Origin of the sequence: Arthrobacter sp. StoSoilA2 (assembly GCF_019977195.1) — a bacterium.
Taxonomy (GTDB): domain Bacteria; phylum Actinomycetota; class Actinomycetes; order Actinomycetales; family Micrococcaceae; genus Arthrobacter.
Window position 1 is genome coordinate 181,970 of sequence record NZ_AP024643.1, and the last position, 18,448, is coordinate 200,417.

General features: G+C 61.4%; 19 protein-coding genes. 12 read left to right on the top strand and 7 right to left on the bottom strand.

The annotated features are described in order from the left end of the window. Positions 1 to 106 precede the first annotated feature (106 nt). From LDN82_RS00885 to LDN82_RS00895, 3 genes are read right to left on the bottom strand one after another with little or no spacing between them, the layout of a single operon-like run. Positions 107 to 901 (bottom strand): GAF and ANTAR domain-containing protein, encoded by a 795-nt coding sequence (locus tag LDN82_RS00885; protein WP_224166031.1) that lies wholly within the window; start codon positions 899 to 901, stop codon positions 107 to 109. Beyond that, the gene (locus LDN82_RS00890; RefSeq protein ID WP_224166032.1) at positions 894 to 1,190 is read right to left on the bottom strand and encodes a hypothetical protein; all 297 of its coding nucleotides are present in this window, start codon (positions 1,188 to 1,190) and stop codon (positions 894 to 896) included. The genes LDN82_RS00885 and LDN82_RS00890 overlap by 8 nt, the downstream gene beginning before the upstream one ends. 5 nt (positions 1,191 to 1,195) lie before the next feature. After that, the gene (locus tag LDN82_RS00895; RefSeq protein ID WP_224094664.1) at positions 1,196 to 1,915 is read right to left on the bottom strand and encodes a GAF and ANTAR domain-containing protein; all 720 of its coding nucleotides are present in this window, start codon (positions 1,913 to 1,915) and stop codon (positions 1,196 to 1,198) included. Between the two features lie 229 nt (positions 1,916 to 2,144). Between LDN82_RS00895 and LDN82_RS00900 the strand changes: the two genes are divergently transcribed. Then, positions 2,145 to 3,248, top strand: a complete 1,104-nt coding sequence (locus tag LDN82_RS00900; protein ID WP_224166033.1) for a D-TA family PLP-dependent enzyme — start codon at positions 2,145 to 2,147, stop codon at positions 3,246 to 3,248. 62 nt (positions 3,249 to 3,310) lie between these two features. Here LDN82_RS00900 and LDN82_RS00905 read toward each other — a convergent pair whose 3' ends face one another. Then, the gene (locus tag LDN82_RS00905; RefSeq protein ID WP_224166034.1) at positions 3,311 to 4,270 is read right to left on the bottom strand and encodes a D-glycerate dehydrogenase; all 960 of its coding nucleotides are present in this window, start codon (positions 4,268 to 4,270) and stop codon (positions 3,311 to 3,313) included. Further along, positions 4,267 to 5,466 (bottom strand): aminotransferase class I/II-fold pyridoxal phosphate-dependent enzyme, encoded by a 1,200-nt coding sequence (locus LDN82_RS00910; RefSeq protein ID WP_224166035.1) that lies wholly within the window; start codon positions 5,464 to 5,466, stop codon positions 4,267 to 4,269. Before LDN82_RS00910 ends, LDN82_RS00905 begins: the two co-directional genes overlap by 4 nt. A gap of 156 nt (positions 5,467 to 5,622) precedes the next feature. Here LDN82_RS00910 and LDN82_RS00915 point away from each other — a divergent pair, with 156 nt between their 5' ends. The 9 genes from LDN82_RS00915 to LDN82_RS00955 all read left to right on the top strand — a co-directional run bounded on the left by LDN82_RS00915 (position 5,623) and on the right by LDN82_RS00955 (position 12,786). Further along, entirely contained in the window at positions 5,623 to 6,243 is a 621-nt protein-coding gene (locus LDN82_RS00915; RefSeq protein ID WP_224166036.1) for a DedA family protein, read from the top strand. Between the two features lie 95 nt (positions 6,244 to 6,338). Continuing rightward, positions 6,339 to 6,641: an urease subunit gamma gene (locus LDN82_RS00920; protein WP_224166037.1), complete on the top strand. Its 303-nt coding sequence runs from the start codon at positions 6,339 to 6,341 to the stop codon at positions 6,639 to 6,641. A 9-nt stretch (positions 6,642 to 6,650) separates the two neighbouring features. Continuing rightward, complete coding sequence (locus tag LDN82_RS00925; protein WP_224094672.1) at positions 6,651 to 7,019, top strand: urease subunit beta; 369 nt, start codon at positions 6,651 to 6,653, stop codon at positions 7,017 to 7,019. Continuing rightward, positions 7,016 to 8,746: an urease subunit alpha gene (gene ureC, locus LDN82_RS00930; protein WP_224166038.1), complete on the top strand. Its 1,731-nt coding sequence runs from the start codon at positions 7,016 to 7,018 to the stop codon at positions 8,744 to 8,746. Before LDN82_RS00925 ends, ureC begins: the two co-directional genes overlap by 4 nt. A 7-nt stretch (positions 8,747 to 8,753) precedes the next feature. After that, complete coding sequence (ureE, locus tag LDN82_RS00935) at positions 8,754 to 9,227, top strand: urease accessory protein UreE (protein WP_224094676.1); 474 nt, start codon at positions 8,754 to 8,756, stop codon at positions 9,225 to 9,227. Positions 9,228 to 9,362: 135 nt separating this feature from the next. Next, positions 9,363 to 10,031: an urease accessory protein UreF gene (locus LDN82_RS00940; protein WP_224166039.1), complete on the top strand. Its 669-nt coding sequence runs from the start codon at positions 9,363 to 9,365 to the stop codon at positions 10,029 to 10,031. Between the two features lie 15 nt (positions 10,032 to 10,046). Then, a complete protein-coding gene (gene ureG / locus LDN82_RS00945; protein ID WP_224166040.1) occupies positions 10,047 to 10,664 on the top strand; it encodes an urease accessory protein UreG in 618 nt (205 codons plus the stop codon). A gap of 122 nt (positions 10,665 to 10,786) precedes the next feature. Further along, positions 10,787 to 11,677 (top strand): urease accessory protein UreD, encoded by an 891-nt coding sequence (locus tag LDN82_RS00950; RefSeq protein ID WP_346347107.1) that lies wholly within the window; start codon positions 10,787 to 10,789, stop codon positions 11,675 to 11,677. Further along, the gene (locus tag LDN82_RS00955) at positions 11,677 to 12,786 is read left to right on the top strand and encodes a nickel transporter (protein WP_224166041.1); all 1,110 of its coding nucleotides are present in this window, start codon (positions 11,677 to 11,679) and stop codon (positions 12,784 to 12,786) included. Before LDN82_RS00950 ends, LDN82_RS00955 begins: the two co-directional genes overlap by 1 nt. On the opposite strand, the gene LDN82_RS00960 is transcribed toward LDN82_RS00955, so the two are convergent. Beyond that, positions 12,764 to 13,741: a serine hydrolase domain-containing protein gene (locus LDN82_RS00960; protein ID WP_224166042.1), complete on the bottom strand. Its 978-nt coding sequence runs from the start codon at positions 13,739 to 13,741 to the stop codon at positions 12,764 to 12,766. The two genes, LDN82_RS00955 and LDN82_RS00960, sit on opposite strands and share 23 nt — an antisense overlap. Before the next feature lie 137 nt (positions 13,742 to 13,878). Between LDN82_RS00960 and LDN82_RS00965 the strand changes: the two genes are divergently transcribed. Both LDN82_RS00965 and LDN82_RS00970 read left to right on the top strand, forming a co-directional pair. After that, positions 13,879 to 14,388 carry a sigma-70 family RNA polymerase sigma factor gene (locus tag LDN82_RS00965; protein WP_224166043.1) on the top strand — a complete coding sequence of 170 codons (510 nt, stop codon included), beginning with the start codon at positions 13,879 to 13,881 and terminating at the stop codon, positions 14,386 to 14,388. 1 nt (position 14,389) lies between these two features. Further along, positions 14,390 to 15,394, top strand: a complete 1,005-nt coding sequence (locus tag LDN82_RS00970) for a hypothetical protein (RefSeq protein WP_224166044.1) — start codon at positions 14,390 to 14,392, stop codon at positions 15,392 to 15,394. Between the two features lie 67 nt (positions 15,395 to 15,461). Here LDN82_RS00970 and LDN82_RS00975 read toward each other — a convergent pair whose 3' ends face one another. Continuing rightward, complete coding sequence (locus LDN82_RS00975; protein ID WP_224166045.1) at positions 15,462 to 18,227, bottom strand: alpha-amylase family glycosyl hydrolase; 2,766 nt, start codon at positions 18,225 to 18,227, stop codon at positions 15,462 to 15,464. Positions 18,228 to 18,448 lie beyond the last annotated feature (221 nt).

Below are 18,448 nucleotides of genomic sequence, written 5' to 3' on the forward strand. Positions count from 1 at the left end.
GGTCGGCTGGCCGACTGAAACAATCTTTGAATCGCTGGACTCCCGTGTTCCAAATCCAGCCTAATGGGTTTTGGACCAGAAAAACCGCATGTAGTCAGGCTGCTTCCTATTCCTCAAAAGGTGCTGAGATCCTCCGATCCCCGGCAATGTGGGCGATGATCCCCTGGGCCACTGCCCGGAGTTTGATGTTGCGGTGGCTGGACGCGCTGACGAGGATTTGGAAGGCCGCGTCCCGGCTGCAGCGGTTCTGCGCCATGATGATTCCGACGGCGGTGTCTATGGTCGTGCGGGATTCGAGAGCGGCGGTGAGGTTCTCGCGCGCGTCCCGCAACTGGGCGATCTTCAAGGCCAGATGGAGGGCTTTGGCCGCAGTTGCAGTAACGCGCTCTGCCGACAATAAGTCCTCGTGGGAGAAGCCATGGGGGCGCTCGGAGTAGAGATTCACCACGGCCTCCGCCGTGCTGTTCAATTCCATGGGAAAGGCCAGGATGGAGCCCACGTTGGAAGCCGCTGCGGCCCGCATGTACTCAGGCCAGCGATCTTCCTCATAAACGTTCGGGACGTGGCTGATCGTTCGTGTGCGAAGGGCCGATAGGCAAGGGCCATCGCCGAAACTGTTCTGGATCTCGTCCAGTTTGCGTGCCAGGGGATCGCTATCAGCCACGGCCACGGGTTTCTTCTGCCGAATGACGGTGACTCCGCAGGCAATCGTGTTTCCGTTCCTTGTGAGCTTCTGCGCGATCAACTCAGCGAGGTCCTGGAGGAATTCACGGATATCGGCATTTTCCACCAAGAGATCCTGCAGATGTTCAACGAAGTCCGTCTGATCCAGCCTGTCCTCATAATGACCAAGATAACTGGGAGGACTTGCGATGTGGCGCGATGGCTGGGTTTCAGTCATTACCGTTCCTTTGATATTCATCGGCACTATTGCCCGCCGGTTCTATCCGGCCGTCTGATGTGAGCTCCCTGAAAGCAGTATCTACGAGTTCCATCTGGCCTGGGGCAAGAACCAGAAGTCCGTTGAGGTAAGCGTCCAGCGCCAGCTCATCGGCATCCCCGCCAATCCCGAAATAGTAGATCCACAGACTGTTGAGGCTTACTGTTCCGTTTCGGAATCTATCGGCGGCGTGCATGCGCTGGTCATATTCATTGTCGTTTTCCGGTGCCCCCCAGGGTTCGGAGTTCATAGAGCCTACCTACCCTCCTTATCCTCGTGACCGGCCCGTTTCAGGATGTCTTCGGCAATTTCGTGCAGCCGCTTATCGCTGTTGCGCGACGCCAACTGTATGAGCCTGACGGCAGCGTCCCGGCTGCAACGGTTCTGCATCATGATGAGGGAAATAGCCGCATCCACTATCGCCCGCGATTCCAACGCGGAACGCAGGTGCACAGGATATGGATCCGGTGTGTGCAGGCGCAGGGCGAGCCGGAGAATCCTGGACAAGGATTCTGCGTGCTTCACAATGGATGCCACGGTCTCTGGATCGAACGTTCCTGCTTCGGTGGAGTAGCAGTTCAGCGCGGCCCTTGAGTCGTCGTCGGTAGGGATCGGAACCGCCAACATGGTCGTGATAGCTTCCTGCGAAACAGCGTCGGCGTAGTGCTGCCAGCGGACGTTGGCCTGAAGGTCCTCAACCAAGACGGTCTGCCGTTGCCGGAGCGCGCTAAGGCATGGGCCGTCGTCGAACTCGTACTGTTTCTCGTCCAGGCGCTGAGCCGCCTCTGTGCTGCTCGCCACCGTGGACGGGCCCGCGTCCCGTTCTACGGTAATGGCACACAGCATGGGGACATCCCCGCCCAACAAGGAAGCCGAAATAGTGGTCAAACCAAGGAGGAATTCCGTGAATCCGGGGCTCTCCAACAGCAGGTCCTGCAACTGTTCCGCTGTGGGTACTGCATCGTTCTGGGCCATTCGGCCTCATTCCAGGCAATGCCAGAGCGATTGACTCCGGCTGGCGGCAGTGCGCTCGAGTTCGCGCACAACCCGGATAGTTAACTCCGGACCATTTGCCACACCCGAAATCTCCTACTACCGACACTACGCCTGGGCCATCCGGCGCAACAGTGCCGCATGGTCTGCAACGATGTATTCCAGCAACCCGGCGAGCGGATGCGGGCCGTAGGACGTTACTGTTCTAAGAATGAATCACGCAGTCCCGGACGGAATCGTCACACCAGCCATCATGATCGACGTCGATATCCTCGACCGGAATATTCAACGCATGGCATCGAGCATGCTGAGCAGGGGACTGAGGCTCCGCCCGCATGTGAAGACACACAAGACCCTGGAGATCGCAGCCAAGCAGCTCGCGGCTGGAGCAGTTGGGCTGACGGTTGCGACGATCGGGGAAGCCGAAGTCTTCGCAGCCGGCGGCGCCACGGATATCTTCATCGCCTACCCGCTGTGGGTTGAGGCGCACCACGCTGAGCGGCTGCGGAAGCTTGCCAGGACGTGCAGCATCGCGGTGGGCACCGATTCAGCGGAAAGCGCGACGGCGATGGGACGCCAGTTGGGCGCCGACGCCAGAAGCATCGATGTCCTGATCGAAGTGGACAGCGGGCATCACCGCAGCGGGGTCCTGCCCGGAGAAGTGGTGGAGGTTGCGCGGGCGGCTTCGGCAAACGGCTTGAACATTGCGGGCGTCTTCACATTCCCCGGACACAGTTACAAACCGGGAATGCCAAGGGATGCAGCGAGTAACGAGAATGAGGCCCTTGGCCGTGCTTCTGCCGCATTGGAGCACGCCGGTTTTGAGGTCCGCACCGTCAGCGGCGGCTCTACGCCGACCGCATTGCTCGACGCCGAAACCCTGGCCACTGAGCTCCGCCCGGGCGTCTATGTTTTCGGAGACGCCCAACAGCTTGAACTCGAACGGTGCACGTGGGATGACATCGCGCTGACTGTCGCTGCGACTGTGGTCAGCCGCCACGAGTCCGACGGCGGGAATGTCCGGCGGGTGGTTGTGGACGCGGGCAGCAAGATCCTGGGCAGCGACCGCCCCGACTGGGCCACCGGATATGGGCGCCTGCCGGAATACCGGGAGGCCAGGATTACGGCGCTCTCCGAACACCACGCCACAGTTGTTTGGCCGGACTCTGAGGAGCTTCCGGCGCTAGGCACGCGGCTCAGGCTGATCCCCAACCACGTTTGCCTGGCCATGAACCTCGTGGACGAGGTCACTGTGGTTCGTGAGGGGGCAGTGGTGGACACATGGAAGGTCGCAGCGCGCGGCAAGAATAACTAGTTGGGGTATGGGGCTGTGACGGCGGGGAAATTTACCCGCCGTCACAGCAACTGTCGTGTCCCTTAGCCGATGGGAGTCGGCGGTTGTTTCCCTCCGAGCACGGCGAGCGTGTTATCCGCCGCGAGTACTGCCATGGCAGTGCGCGTTTCGACGGTGGCGGAGCCGAGGTGCGGCACCAGCGTCACGTTTTCCAGCTCCAGCAACCACGGATGCACCTTGGGTTCTTGTTCAAACACATCAAGGCCTGCGCCTGCGATCTGTCCTTCGCGGAGGGCCAGGGCGAGTGCGGATTCGTCGATGATGGGTCCGCGGGCCGTGTTGACGAGGTAGGCGGAGTCCTTCATTGTGCTGAGTTGCTCGGCGCCGATCAGGTGGTGCGTGCCCGGCCCGTACGGGCAGTGCAGTGAGACGACGTCGGAGATGGCAAGCAGTTCGTCGAGCTCCACCCGCCGTGCGCCGAGTTCTGCGGCGACGGCGGGGTCGATTTCGCTGCGGGACTGGTACACGATCTCCATGCCGAAGGCCTTGGCCCGGCGGGCTGTGGCTTGTCCGATGCCACCCATTCCGACGATGCCCAAGGTCTTGCCCTGCAGGCCGGACCCGAGCAGGAAGAACATGCCCCATTTCCATGGCTGACCGGCCCGGATGAGCCGTTCGCCCTCGCCGAGCCGACGGGTGGCCATGAGGATGAGTCCGAAAGCGATGTCGGCAGTGGCCTCGGTAAGCACGCCCGGGGTGTTGGTGGCGGTGATGCCGCGTTCCGTGCAGGCAGGGACGTCGATGTTGTCGTAACCCACGGCGACGTTGGAGACGACCTTCAGCTGCGGACCGGCGGCGTCGAGCAGTTCAGCGTCGATTCGTTCGGTGAGCAGGCTGACGATCGCGTCGGCTCCGGCAACGCGGCGGAGGAGTTCCTCGCGGCTGATTGATTCGGAGCCTTCCCACGCGTCAACGTCGTGGGAAGCGCGGAGCTTTTCGAGTGCCGGCTGGGGCACGCGTCCTGTGACGACTACGCGGCTCATGCTGCCTCGATCCATTCGCGCAGGCGGCCCAGGCCCTCACGGATGGCGTCCGCTTCGATGCCGGAGTAGGCCAGGCGGATGTACTGCCGTTCCTCGCCTGGCAGTCGCCGGCCGAAGTGTTCACGGGTGCAGAACGAAACGCCCGTCTTGTATAGGGCGTCGGAAGCGAAGTCGCCGACGGCGGTGTAGCCCAGCCGCTGCATGGCTTCGGTGACGTCGGGGAAAAGGTAGAACGTGGACTGGGGCACGGCCACGCTCATGCCGGGGATGGCATTGACAATTTCACACGCGGCGTCCCGGCGTTCCCTCAGGATGTCCAGCATCTGCTGCACCGGTTCCTGGGGGCCGCGGAGTGCTTCGATGCCGGCCCACTGCACGTAGTGCGTGGTGCACGATTCATCGTTGGTGTTCAGGGTGCTGAGCACCTGCGCGATCTCGCGCGGGGCCACAGCACAGCCAAGGCGTGAGCCGGTCATGGCGAACTTCTTGCTGAACGTGTACAGGATCACGGTGCGTTCGGCCATGCCCGGAAGGGAAGCAATCGAGCTGGAGACACCTTCGTAGCGGGTTTCGAAATACGCTTCGTCGGATAGGACCCAGAGGTCGTGCTCGATCGCGATTTGGGCGATGGCTTCACGTTCGGCCGCCGTGGACTCGGCAGAGATGGGGTTCTGCAGGTCGTTGTAGATGATCGCGGCCGTGTTCGGAGTGATGGACGCACGGACCTGGTCAAGGTCGATCGCGAAGCCCTTGCTCGTGGGCACGTAACGGTACGGGACGGCCGTCCCGCCGAGGTATTCGATCTGCGACTCGTAGATCGGGAAGCCGGGATTGGGGTAGAGCACTTCCTGGCCGGGGTTCATGACCGCCTGCAGGAACTTGGTGATCACTGGCTTGCCGCCGGTCATCACCACCACGTTCTCCGCAGAGAACTCCATGCCGCGCCGTGACCCTAGGTCCTCGGCCAGGGCTTCCCGGAGCTGGGGGATGCCAGGACCCGGGCAGTAGCCCGTGTACCCGTCGGCAATGGCCTTGTTCATGGCCTCAACGATGTGCGGGGCCGTCGGGATATTGATGTCGCCGAGGTGGAAGGGATACACCAGGTTTCCCTTCGACTTCCAAGCGGCAGCGGCCTGCGCGACGCTGAAAGCAGTTTCGGTGCCCAGGCGTTCGAGCCGGTGTGCGAGTTTCTGCATCTGCTGTTTAACTCCTCATCGAGCTGATCACGGTCTCACGTGAAGTACTCAACTAGTATATTAGTGATGTATTAGACTGTCTATGGATAAGCCGTCACTAAAACAGAGCGCGAAAACGACTCCCGCCGGACCGGCTGATCTGACACACTCAAGCCCATGCAGTCGTTGTTCGACGGACTCCTTCACGCCAGCCCGCTGGTGGTGATGTGCATCGTGTTCGCACTGGTCTTTGCCGAGGACGCGTTGTTTATCGGCTTCGTGATCCCAGGCGAAACGGCGGCCGTGGTGGGGGGAGTCTTTGCCAGCCGTGGTGACCTTCCGCTGTGGAGCATGATCATGATCGTCATCTCGGCAGCCATCCTGGGTGACACTGTGGGCTACGAGATCGGCAAGCACCTGGGTCCACGGATTATGGCCCTGAAACTCCTGGATAAGAGACGGGCCCAGCTGCAGAAAGCCGAGGATTTCCTCGCCCGACGTGGCGGCCTCGCCGTATTCCTCGGCCGCTTCACCGCCTTTTTCCGCGCCGTCATGCCAGCGCTCGCCGGGCTCAGCCGGATGCCCTACCGCCGCTTCGCCATCTGGAACTTCACCGGTGGCATCATCTGGGGTGCACTTTTCGTGACCCTGGGGTTCATCGCCGGGAACTCCTACGAAGAACTAGCCCATACAGTGGGGCGCGGTGCCGCAGTGGTGGTGGGCGTCGTCGTGGTTGTCATCCTCGGCGTGTGGCAGGTCCGAAAGCATCGAACGGCGGCAAAACCCACAGCTGACTGAGACCCTCTGGAAACGTGGCGGAAACGTCCAGTCCTTACGCTGATCACAAACTGTCCCTTCGTGTGCACCCAGGTAGCGGCTTTTGAGGAGAATCGATGCATCTTTTGCCCCGTGAGCAGGAAAAACTCATGATCGTGGTGGCTGCCGATCTGGCCAGGCGAAGGCAGGCGCGCGGATTGAAGCTGAACTACCCGGAAGCCATAGCGATCATCAGCTACGAGCTCATCGAGGGCGCGCGGGACGGCAAATCCGTCGCGGAGCTCATGAGTTACGGAACCACGTTGCTGAGCCGCGAAGACGTGATGGAAGGCGTGCCGGAGATGATCCACGACGTCCAAATCGAAGCCACCTTCCCGGATGGCACAAAACTCGTCACAGTCCACAACCCCATCCGATAGGAGCCACCCATGATCCCCGGTGAATACAGGCTCCGCCCCGAGCCCATCGCATGCAACAACGGCCGTGAGGCGATCGCCGTCGAGGTTGTCAATCGAGGCGACCGCCCAGTCCAGATCGGTTCGCACTACCACTTCGCGGAGGCCAACCGCGCCCTGGAGTTCGACCGTGAAGCCGCGTACGGCCGCCGCTTGGACATCCCGGCCGGCACAGCAGCCCGCTTTGAACCGGGCGACAAGAAGACCGTGCACCTGGTGGAGCTGGCAGGTTCCCGCGAAGTTTTCGGCCTGAGTAACGCCGTCAATGGAATGCTCGACGGCGGCACCCGCCCCGGCGGGACCGCTCGCCCGGGTGTTGCTATGGAAGGAGATGCGAAGTGAGCTTCGAGCTTCCCCGCCGGCAATACGCCGAGCTGTACGGCCCAACGACAGGTGACGCCATCCGCCTGGCGGACACGGAACTGTTCCTCGAAATTGAGAACGACTACACCGTCTACGGCGAAGAAGTGGTCTTCGGGGGCGGCAAAGTCATCCGCGACGGCATGGGCCAAAACGGCCAGGCGACGCGCTCCGAGGACATCCCAGACACTGTCATCACCAACGTCATCGTCCTGGACTACTCAGGGATCTACAAGGCCGACGTCGCCCTGAAGGACGGGCACATTTTCAAGATCGGCAAAGCCGGCAACCCGCAGATCATGGACGGCGTGGACATCGTGATCGGCGCCAGCACCGAGATCATCGCCGGGGAACGCAAAATCCTGACAGCCGGCGGCATCGACACACACATCCATTTCATTTCCCCCGAACAGGTTCCCACTGCACTCTGCAGCGGCGTGACCACAATGGTGGGCGGGGGCACGGGACCTGCGGAAGGAACCAAAGCCACCACCATCACGCCCGGATCCTGGCACATCGCGCGCATGCTCCAGGCTGCCGAAGGGCTCCCCATCAACATCGGCCTGCTTGGCAAAGGCCACGCGTCCGCCGTCGAGCCCCTCGCAGAGCAGATCCGCGCCGGTGCCGTAGGCCTGAAAGTCCATGAGGACTGGGGCTCCACCACGTCCTCCATAGACATGTCCCTGCGGGTGGCCGACGAATACGACATCCAGGTCGCCATCCACACAGACACCCTCAACGAATGCGGCTTCGTGGAAGACACCATCAACGCAATCGACGGCCGGGTCATCCACACCTTCCACACAGAGGGCGCCGGCGGCGGCCACGCCCCGGACATCATCAAGATCGCCGGGCTGCCCAACGTGCTACCCGCCTCCACCAACCCCACGCTGCCATACACCAAAAACACCATAGAAGAGCACCTGGACATGCTCATGGTCTGCCACCACCTCAACCCGGACATCCCGGAAGACGTGGCCTTCGCCGACTCCCGCATCCGTGCCGAAACCATCGCAGCCGAGGACGTCCTGCACGATCTCGGCATCTTCGCCATCACGTCCTCGGACTCCCAGGCAATGGGCCGCGTAGGCGAGGTGATCACCCGGACCTGGCAAGTGGCCGATGCCATGAAACGGCAGCGCGGCATGCTGAAGGACCCAACCGGCGCGCCGCACGGCTCAGCAGAAAGCGACAACTTCCGGCTCAAACGGTACATAGCCAAATACACCATCAACCCCGCCATCGCACAGGGCATGGCAGACGTCATTGGCTCCGTCGAAGAAGGAAAATTCGCGGACCTGGTGTTGTGGGACCCCGCCTTCTTCGGAGTGAAACCCGAGCTCGTCATCAAAGGCGGACAGATCGCCTACGCACTCATGGGCGACTCCAACGCCTCCATTCCCACGCCGCAGCCCCGCACCATGCGGCCCATGTTCGCCACCTACGGAAGAGCGCTCCAACACACGTCCATCACGTTCCTCTCCAAAGCCGCGATCGACGCCGGCGTGCCGGCCGAGCTTGGCCTCGAACGCCTCATCCGGCCCGTCACCGGCATCAGGAACCTGCGCAAAGCCGACCTCAAGTTCAACGGCGAAACCCCGGACATCGTCGTCGACCCCGAAACCTACAAGGTGACAGTTGACGGCGTCGAAGCCACCTGCGAACCCTCCGACGTGCTGCCCATGGCGCAGCGCTACCACCTCTTCTAGGACCCTCATGATCATCGAAAAAATCCTGGGCAACCTCCACGAACAGCCCGACGCCTACGCCGGCCGCCACAAAGAAAAAGTGATCCTGCCCAGCGCCCTGCTCGTCAAACGCATCCAACGCGTCACCACCGACCACGGCAAAGAACTCGGCATCCGGCTCCCCACCGGATCCGGCGACCTGCGCGACGGCGACATCCTCGCCGCCGACGACGCCAACCTCATCGTCATCTCCGTGCTGCCAACAGACGTCCTCGTCATAGCTCCGCGCAGCATCCACGAAATGGGGGTCGTCGCACACTCCCTCGGCAACCGGCATCTGCAGGCACAATTCTTCGACACCTCATCCGAATACGGGGCCGACGTCATGGTTTGCCAATATGACCACACGGTCGAGGACTACCTGAAGAGCGTCGGCGTCCCCTACGACAGGCAAGAGCGGGTCATGCCGGTGCCCTTCCGCCATGCTGAGCATTCGCACTAAGCGTGTGTCCGAAAGCGGTTGCGGCTGGGGCGCCGCCCCGAAATTTGGGCCGTGCCCGCTTCGCGATGCCCTCCACACCGCGGCCCAAAATTTCGGGTCGGCTCCGGCTCTTCACCTGACTTTTCGGGGTGGCTCATGACCTCATATCAGCTGGCTCTTCAGCAGTTGGTTGACTCTGCGTTGCCTACGGGGGCGTTTGCTCATTCTTTGGGGTTTGAGAGCTACATCCACCGTGGGCTTGTTGGTGATGAGGGGGCGTTCGGGGTTTGGCTTTCTGCTTTTGTTGGCCAGCAGTTGACTTATTCGGATGGGTTGGCCGTGCGGTTTTTGTATGAGGGGGTGGATGTTGGCTTGTTGGATTCTGTTCTTTCTTCGCAGCTGTTGGCTCGGGAGGTGCGGGAGGCTTCTTTGAAAATGGGTGGGCGGTTGCTCGAGATTGGCGGGGAGGTATTTCCGTCGGCTGAGTTGGATCGCTATCGGGATCTGGTTCGTGAGGGGAGCGCTGGGGGGCATCAACCGTTGGTTTTTGGGGTGATTGCTCGGTCACTGCAGGTTCCGTACGAGGAGGCTGTTTCTGCGTATTTGTTTGCCACCGTCACTTCCCTGACCCAGAACGCCGTGCGCGCCATACCGCTTGGGCAGAACGCAGGGCAGCGGGTACTTCGGCACGCGCACGACGCCGTCGCTGCCGCCGTCCGGGATATAGCACAACTGTGCTGGGACGACTTTGGGGCCGTCAGCCCCGGACTTGAAATTTCACAAATGCGGCACGAGCGCCAACGCGCCCGCATGTTCATGAGCTAACCCAGGAGGACACACATGTCAGAACCCATCAAAATCGGCGTTGGCGGACCGGTCGGCGCCGGCAAGACCCAGCTTGTGGAACGCATCACGCGCCACATGAGCCGCGACATTTCCATGGCCGCCATCACCAACGACATCTACACCATCGAAGACGCCAAAATCCTCGCAGCCAACGGCATCCTGCCCGAAGACCGCATCATCGGAGTCGAAACCGGCGGCTGCCCCCACACCGCCATCCGTGAAGACACCTCCATGAACACAGCAGCCATCGAAGAACTCAAAACCCGGCACCCCGACCTTCAAGTCATCTTCGTCGAATCCGGCGGCGACAACCTCTCAGCCACATTCAGCCCGGAACTCGTCGACTTCTCGATGTACATCATCGACGTAGCCCAAGGCGAAAAGATCCCCCGCAAAGCCGGCCAAGGCATGATCAAATCCGACCTCTTCATCATCAACAAAACGGACCTCGCGCCGTTTGTGGGGGCGGACCTCGCGGTAATGGAGCGGGACTCCAAGGAATTCCGCGGCAACAAACCCTTCTGCTTCACCAACCTGAAGACCGACGAAGGGTTGGACGCCGTCCTGGAGTGGATCCGCCGAGACGTCCTGATGCTCGACCTGGCGCAGTGAGTTTGTCCGGCAGGGGCGCGGCGAGTCCGGCGGCTTCGCCGGATTTTGGGCCGTGCCCGTCCCCAGCCGCTCCCAACTCTCGCAAGCTCGAGTCGGGGCCCTCGCGGCAGTGGGCCCCCCGCGTGGCCCACCATGCCGCGGCCCCCAAATCCGGCTCCGCCGCCTCAGCGTTTAGGACGCCGAGGGGCGAACTCCAACTGCGCGTCGCCGAGCGTGCTGGCCGATCCGTTGCCATCCATCAGTTTCATGAGGGCGCCTTGCGGGTTTTGCGGCCGCATTACTTGGATCGGAGTGGGCAGGTTTGCTACGTCATCGTGAATCCTGGCGGGGCGTATCTTGGGGCGGACTTGTTTGTTGTTGACGTGGAGGTCGAGGCTGGGGCGGAGCTGTTGTTGACTACGCAGTCTGCCACCAAGGTTTATCGGACTCCGGGCTCGTTTGCTGAGCAGCGGATGAGTGTGCGGCTGGGGGAGGGGGCGCGGTTGGAGTTCGTGCCCGACCAGTTGATTGCTTATCGGGAGGCGAGTTATCGGCAGAATTCGCGCATCAGCCTCCACCCGACGTCGAGCCTTGTCATGGCTGAGGTCATCACGCCAGGGTGGTCGCCGGACGGCGCATCCTTCAAGTACGAAGAACTGCGACTGCGGAACGAGATCTGGATCGAAGACGAAAACGGAGCGAAACTGCTGGCTCTCGACAACCTCCTGATTCTCCCACCCGTCAACGATGTGGCAGGCATGGGGTTCATGGAGGGCTTCAGTCACCTGGGGTCGTTGATCGTGGTGGATCAGAAAGTGGATCAGGAGCTTGCCGATGAGCTGCACGAGCTCACCCGCCACCTCGACGCCTACACGGGCGTTTCCCTGACCAAAAGTGTTGGCGGCACTACGGGGCTTGTGCTGAGATCCTTGTCAAACAGCACCGACGAACTCAATCATCTGCTGGGCTCTTGCACCGGCGTTCTCCGTAAACGCTGGCACGGGCAGGAGCCCTTGAACCTGAGGAAGTATTAATGACTGCGCTGACCGGGTTCGCCGCCATGTACCGGGACCGGGAGAAGTTGCCATTGCGCACCCGGCTGCTTTTCACGTTCGGCGCGGTCGCCGCCCTACACATTGCCGCCGTCGTGCTTTTGCTGCTGGGTTCGCTTTCACCGCAGGGTTTGGTGGCGGCCCAGCCGCTTGCGTTCGGCTTGGTGATTACCGCGTACGTGGCCGGAATCAAGCACAGCTACGACTGGGACCACATCGCTGCGATCGATAACTCAACGCGCAAGTTCGTCGCGCAGCACAAGGATCCGGTGAGCGTCGGCTTCGCATTCAGCCTGGGCCACAGTTCCGTGGTGATCCTGGCGGGGCTCCTCGTGGTGGCGGGCGCAACGTTGATAGGCCAATTCATGGAGGACGGCACGGCGGGCAACAAGGTGCTGGGCCTGATCGGAAGCGGAGTGTCCGGTTTGTTCCTCCTGGGGATGGGGCTCTTCAACGGTTCGGCATTCATGCGTGCCACGCAGGTGTACTGGAGCGTCAAGGCCGGTGCGGCGATCAGTGCAGAAGACCTCGAGGCCAAAGGATTTGTTGCCCGTTTGCTGGCCAAGCCCCTGTCAAAGGTGGAGCGGCCGCGGAACATCTACGTGATCGGTTTCCTCTTCGGGCTCGGCTTCGATACGGCCACCACCATCGGACTACTGGTTATCACCACGACGGCGTCAATCGCCGGAGTCTCACCGCTCGCCTTGATGGCGCTGCCGTTCGCGTTCGCCGCGGCCATGACATTGTGCGATTCCATCAACGGCGTGGCCATGATGAAAATGTACAACTCCGCCATCAACGACCCCCAGCGCAAGCTCGGCTTCAACGTGGTGATCACCGGAATTTCGGCTGTGTCGGCGCTGTTCATCTCCGTGATCACGCTCGGGGGATTCGTCAACGCGGCGTTTGAACTCGAAGACCCGCTGACTACGTGGCTTGGAGGGATCGACCTTGGCGACGCAGGCCTGTTCCTTGTGGGCCTGTTCCTGATCGCATGGGCTGTTTCCGCGTGGCGTGCCCGCTCAGCTCGAAGCGCGCGCTTGGAACCAGGACAGTTGGAGCCAGGGCTCAGGAGGCAGCCACCGCGTTGAAAAGCTCATTGGTGTCCACGCCAAGGTCCGGTGTGTCCAGGACATTCGTCAGGAACACGACGCACCGGTCCTGCTCCGGGAACATCCACCATTCCGTGCCCGACCACCCGGGGTGACCGTAGATCCCCTGGGCAAGCAGCTCGGATTCGTTGGCTGGCATCTGGAAACCAAGGCCGGTGTGCCGCAAGGGCTTGGGCCGGACACTGATGTGGGAAATCCCGGTGGTCCTTGGCCGGCGCATGGCCGCAAGCGTGGCGGGCCGCACGGCCTTGCCGGAATTGCGCAGCAACTCGGTGCCGAGATTGAGCAGATCCGTGGCGGTGCCGAACAGCCCGGCGCCGGGGTGCCTCTTCTTGTACATCCCCTCAACGTCCAGCCCCTGCTCTTCTGCGCCACGGACTGTGTGCGGATTGCAGTCCGTGTGGAACGTGAGGCCTTTCGCGCCGGTGTCGGTGGCCAATGAACTGAGCTGCTCTTCAAACGGGCGACCATCGGCCCATTCAGCCATCGCCGCGGCACCCTCAAAAGCCACATTGCAGTACTGGACCAGCGATCCCGCATAGAAGGCTTGCTCGGCCGTGGTGAGGTCTTCGCGGAGGGGCGTGCCGCCGTCGAGCTGTGTATCCATGATTCCCGAGCGGTGACTCAACAGGTGTTCGAGGGTCACCGTGTCCGTGCGGCCTGCGCCGAAGCCGGGGAGCGCGTCCGTCAATGAATTGACGAGCGACAATTTCCCCAGCTCAACCTGGCGCATCACCGTCAGTGCGCTGATGGGTTTCGTGACGGAGAACAGCGCAAAGTGGTCATCGGTGGTTGCCTTCCGGCCGTCGTCGTGCCCAAAGGCGACAACGTCGGAGATGCCGTGGCTCGATCCAATTCCCAGCACGGCCACCGGCACGCGCCCCTGATCCACCTGTTTGCGGGCCCAGTCTGCTGCGGGACCTGATTCCACCATGTGACTTCCACGCTTTCGCTCGGGTTCGGTGGGACGAATCTATCGAAAATTCTCCAAGCCGCGTGTAACCGTGGGACGTCGGCCGGAAACTATAGAAGTATCCTGCAGTTCAGGACACTACATTCAGGGGGAAAATCGTGCTTTCCGAGCGCGAACTGGCGTTTATCGCCATTCACAAAAACAGCTATCCATCCGTTTTCAGATTTGTCCGCCGCAGGGTGGAATCGGCGGAAATTGCCGAAGAAATCGCGGCGGACGTTTTCCGCGTCGTGTGGCAAAAATGGGACGACAACTCCCAACCCGATATTCCGTACTTGCTCACTGTTGCGCGCAATCTCGTCGGCAATGCCTACAGGAGCCGTGACCGCCAACAGGCACTGCAGGAAAAGCTACGCACGACGGCGGTGGAGCGTTTCGGGGACGACTCCGAGAACGTCGTGGTACAGGATGCCATGGCCCGGCTCCGCGAACAGGATCGGGACATCCTCCAGCTGGCGTATTGGGACGGTTTGGGTTCCACCGAAATCGCGCGCGTACTCAACTGCAGTGAATCCGCAGCGAAGGTCCGCTTGCACCGCGCACGCGGTGCTTTCCGGAAACAGATGCCTGCAGGTGTCGAAACGACTACACACAAGATGGGAGTCTGAGATGGACCAGATCAAGAGCCAGATTTCCTCGATCGACCCTCTTGCCCACGAACCAGAGGCCGAAATCAACGGCGAAGAAGCCTTGGCCCGTATGCTGACAGGTCCTCGGGTTTTCAGTGACACTGTGCCGGCTGGAGTCAGCTCGCTCCAAGAGCGCAGGAACCGGAAGGTCCGGATTGCCGGAGCGTTGTTGCTGGGAGCTGCCGCTGTCACTGCCGGTGTCCTCGTGGCGGCCAACTTCGGGCCAATAAGCTCAACGCCGGCGCCGGCCGTCACCGTCACCACCCCTGAGCCAACGCCAACGCCAACGCCAACGCCGAGCGTGTCCGCCACTCCTTCGCCAATGGCAACGCCAACAGCGACTCCGACGCCGGATGCCAGTCAGGCGCCGACCCCCACCGCACCAGCTGCCACCACCACTGCACCCGTGGCGCCGCCGGTCCAGGTGCCCACGATCCAGACATTCACCTTCCCTGACGGGCACGTCTCGTTCAGGTACCCCGCCGGTTGGACTGTTCGCCCGGAACAAGGTCCTTCCGACGGAGCTACCGTTCTGGACAGCACGGGCGCTGAAGTCGCCTTTATGAGCAGCGGTTTCTACGGCGACGGTACTGCCGGGCTGGTGGACCGGACAGTTCTGGACCGTGCCGTGGTTCCTGGAGTAACGGATACAGCAGGAAACCAGGTGGAATTCGGGTTCTCCTTGAACTACATCATGAACATCGACTACAACTCCGGTAGCGGAGGGATGCCCACGGCTAGTGGGCGTTCCGACTCTCCTCCGGTCTACGTCATGGACATCCGGCTGTCCTCCGAGCTTCAATCCGGGCAGACCTCATCCGGCACAAACCAGATCAGGATGCCCAACGGGTTCATGATCGCATACGTGAAATTTGATCTCGACAAGCAGCCCACGTTCGCCACCCCTGAAGCAGCGAAGGCGTGGATGGGTAGCGAACAATACTCACAGCTGAAGGCCATGCTCCTGAGCGTGAGCTACAACTAGGCCCATCTGAGTAGCAGCAGTGCGCGTTTTGAGCGCTCAAAACGCGCACTGCTGCTACCTACTTGGGCTAGCGGGTGGTGAGTAGATGGCTGGCGGGGTCGTACCGGAAGGTGACCGGTCCGCCGTCGTGCTTCAGGGCTATGTTGCTGCCGTTCGGGGCGCCGCCCAAACCGTAGTTCTCAGCCCAGGAGCCGTTGATCGCTGCCTTGAACTCGTAGCTACCCGCTGCCAGATCCGGCACGGAAAGCTTCCAGATGCCATCCACAGGGTCCAGGGCAAGCTGGGCCTGAGGGCAATCAGGCATCCAATCGCCGGCACAACCGAGCTCGGAGTTCAGGCTACCGGGAACGGATACAGCGGCGGGTTGCGGGCCGGCGGTCACGGCGCTGATCACGTTGGTTGCGTGGTCGTAGAGGAACGTGACGGCGCCACCTGAGTGCTGGAACACGATATTGGGGCCGTCCAGGACTCCGCCCACACCGTAGTTCTCGTCCCACGAGCCGTTGAGGGCAGCCTTGAATCCGTACGTCCCGGCCGGCAGGTTCGGGACGTTCAGCTGCCACAGACGGTGCGTCGGTTCGTAAGTCATCGATGCCTGCTCGCACGACGGCTGCCAGTCTTCCGTGCAACCGAGCTCGGTGTTGAGGCTGCCGGCCACGGTGACGGTTTCGGGCTGGGCCGGCTCGCCCACCACGCCGCTGCGCGGCTCACTCGCCGACGTGTGGCCGGCATTGTCCAGCACCACGGCACGGTACTCCACCGACGCGCCGGACTGCATCGCGGATACGTCGTGGAAGACCTGGTACGGCGCGTTATCGTCCGTGCCGATCGACTCCCATTCCCCGCCCGCGGTCCGCGCCTGGAAAGTGACTTCGTAGAACGAATTACCGTCGACGTCGGCCGTTACCTTCATGCGCGTAGCGTCACCAGCAGCGGTGACCGGCTTCTTGACGACGACGCCGGGTGCCGCCTTGGATTGTGCGAGTCGCCCCGCTGCTTGGTACACCACGGTGGAAAGCGGAGGAACTGAAACGGTCAATTTCGCCTGCGTGTTAGTCTTTACGTCGGCTGCAGCGTTGCCGTAAACGAGGTTGAACGGCTGCTTCGCCTCGTACGTGGGGATCTCCGCTGTTTGCGCACTCTCGCTGTTGTTCACGGCAACCACGTACTCACGTTGCTCTTTGGCGTCGATACGCGAGAAGGCGTAAATCCCCGGGGCGTCGGCGGCGTAGCGGTTCTGCTGCGCGCCGCTGCGGAGGGTGGGGTGCTCGGCGGTGAGTGCAGCAAGTTCGCTGATCTTCCTGTACAGCGGGTGCCCGGTATCGAAGTTGTCTGCTGCATGCGTCGCGCTTGTGCCCAGAAGGTCGTCATCAAGGTATTCCTGAACCTGGCTGGCGAACATGGATTGCCGTGAGTCCTGGTCCCCACCTGCCCCCGTGAATCCTTGCTCGTCGCCGTAGTAGACAACCGGGTTGCCGCGCGAGAAGTACATCAGCTCGTGGGCGAGTTCATCACGCTCGACGAGTTCGGCGTCTGACGCCCCGGCGTTGTCCTGGGCGATGAACGTGCCGATACGGCCCATGTCGTGATTCCCAAGGAAGGTGGGCAGTTGGTACACATTGGAGTCGGCGTCGGTGTACCAGTCATCTCCATTGAAGAACTCGGCCAAACCACTGGCCTTGCTGCTCTGGGAAGCGAAGCTGCGCGCAGCTCCCTGGAAACCGAAGTCGAGAACAGCCTGCATCTTGTTTCTGGTGGTGAACTTGGACGTGACGCTCTTGGAGGTATCGAAGACCTCGCCAAACATGAAGAATTCGTCCTTGCCCTGCTCCTTGGCGTAGCTCAGGACCTGCGGGCCAAACTGCTGCCAGAATTCATCGTTGACGTGCTTCATGGTGTCGATGCGGAAGCCGTCGATCCCGAAGTCGCGGATCCAACTCTTGTAGATATCAACAAATCCGTTGACCACGCGGGGATTCTCCGTGAACAGATCGTCCAAGCCGAAGAAGTCGCCGTAGAGCGCGTCCTCGCCGGAAAAGGTGGTGTTGCCACGGTTGTGATACAGCGTGGAGTCGTTGAGCCACGCGGGAACCTTGACGTCCTTCTCGGCTTCGGGGACCACCGGTGTGTAGGGGAAGGACGTTGATGGATCCAGTGCAGGAAAGTCCTGTGTGCCGGCATAGTCGTGGTCATCGAAGGCCTCGCCCGCTACCGTGCGGTACGGCTCTGTTTCCTTGGAAATGTACGGCACTGACTCGGACTCCTGATACTGGATCACGTCCGCCGTGTGGTTGGTGATGATGTCGAAATAGACCTTCATGCCGCGTGCATGGGCGGCATCGATCAGCGTCTTCAGTTCAGCATTCGTGCCCAGATGGGGATCGATCTGCGTGAAATCCGTGACCCAGTACCCGTGGTAACCCGCGGAGCTGTTCTCCACTGACCCGTCACCTTGGACGGCCTTGTTCTTGAAGCTCGGTGTAAGCCAGAGGGCATTCGTTCCCAAACCCTGGATGTAGTCCAGACGGTCCTGGAGGCCTTTCAGGTCACCACCGTTGTAGAAGCCCTTGCGGGAGGGGTCGTAGCCGGACACCATCGGATCCGCACCCAGCCCGCCGTCGTCGTTGGCTTTTGTGCCGTTATTGAAGCGGTCAGCCATGACGAAGTAGAAGTTCTGATCACTGACGCCGCCGCGGACTGAGTGTTGGCCGGCGGGATCAGGCGGCGTTTTCTTGGTGGTGGCGGCGCTCGCGGGAAGAACGGTGGAAGCCGTCACCACTGCGGTGGCGAGTACGACGGCGGGGACAATGGATCTATAGCTGCGAGATAGCAAGTGATGAAACCTTCCGCTAAGCGACTCTGCTGTGTGGCAACTCATAACTGTAAGCGCTTGCGCGGATTTGATCCATAGAAATAGATGTTTTTCTGAGAGTGAAGCGCTGTTACGGGTTCAATACTGGAAGCGCTTGCAGGACTATTAGTCCAGATTGAGCCAAAATCCTATTGTTCGCCTGCATGACACTGTGCGGAAATGCTATGCAATTGCCTATAACG

Coding starts and splice junctions, on each gene's coding strand:
- LDN82_RS00885 (WP_224166031.1), bottom strand. CDS start 901: ATGACTGAAACCCAGCCATCGCGCCACATCGCAAGTCCTCCCAGTTAT.
- LDN82_RS00890 (WP_224166032.1), bottom strand. CDS start 1,190: ATGAACTCCGAACCCTGGGGGGCACCGGAAAACGACAATGAATATGAC.
- LDN82_RS00895 (WP_224094664.1), bottom strand. CDS start 1,915: ATGGCCCAGAACGATGCAGTACCCACAGCGGAACAGTTGCAGGACCTG.
- LDN82_RS00900 (WP_224166033.1), top strand. CDS start 2,145: ATGAATCACGCAGTCCCGGACGGAATCGTCACACCAGCCATCATGATC.
- LDN82_RS00905 (WP_224166034.1), bottom strand. CDS start 4,270: ATGAGCCGCGTAGTCGTCACAGGACGCGTGCCCCAGCCGGCACTCGAA.
- LDN82_RS00910 (WP_224166035.1), bottom strand. CDS start 5,466: ATGCAGAAACTCGCACACCGGCTCGAACGCCTGGGCACCGAAACTGCT.
- LDN82_RS00915 (WP_224166036.1), top strand. CDS start 5,623: ATGCAGTCGTTGTTCGACGGACTCCTTCACGCCAGCCCGCTGGTGGTG.
- LDN82_RS00920 (WP_224166037.1), top strand. CDS start 6,339: ATGCATCTTTTGCCCCGTGAGCAGGAAAAACTCATGATCGTGGTGGCT.
- LDN82_RS00925 (WP_224094672.1), top strand. CDS start 6,651: ATGATCCCCGGTGAATACAGGCTCCGCCCCGAGCCCATCGCATGCAAC.
- ureE (WP_224094676.1), top strand. CDS start 8,754: ATGATCATCGAAAAAATCCTGGGCAACCTCCACGAACAGCCCGACGCC.
- LDN82_RS00940 (WP_224166039.1), top strand. CDS start 9,363: ATGACCTCATATCAGCTGGCTCTTCAGCAGTTGGTTGACTCTGCGTTG.
- ureG (WP_224166040.1), top strand. CDS start 10,047: ATGTCAGAACCCATCAAAATCGGCGTTGGCGGACCGGTCGGCGCCGGC.
- LDN82_RS00955 (WP_224166041.1), top strand. CDS start 11,677: ATGACTGCGCTGACCGGGTTCGCCGCCATGTACCGGGACCGGGAGAAG.
- LDN82_RS00960 (WP_224166042.1), bottom strand. CDS start 13,741: ATGGTGGAATCAGGTCCCGCAGCAGACTGGGCCCGCAAACAGGTGGAT.
- LDN82_RS00970 (WP_224166044.1), top strand. CDS start 14,390: ATGGACCAGATCAAGAGCCAGATTTCCTCGATCGACCCTCTTGCCCAC.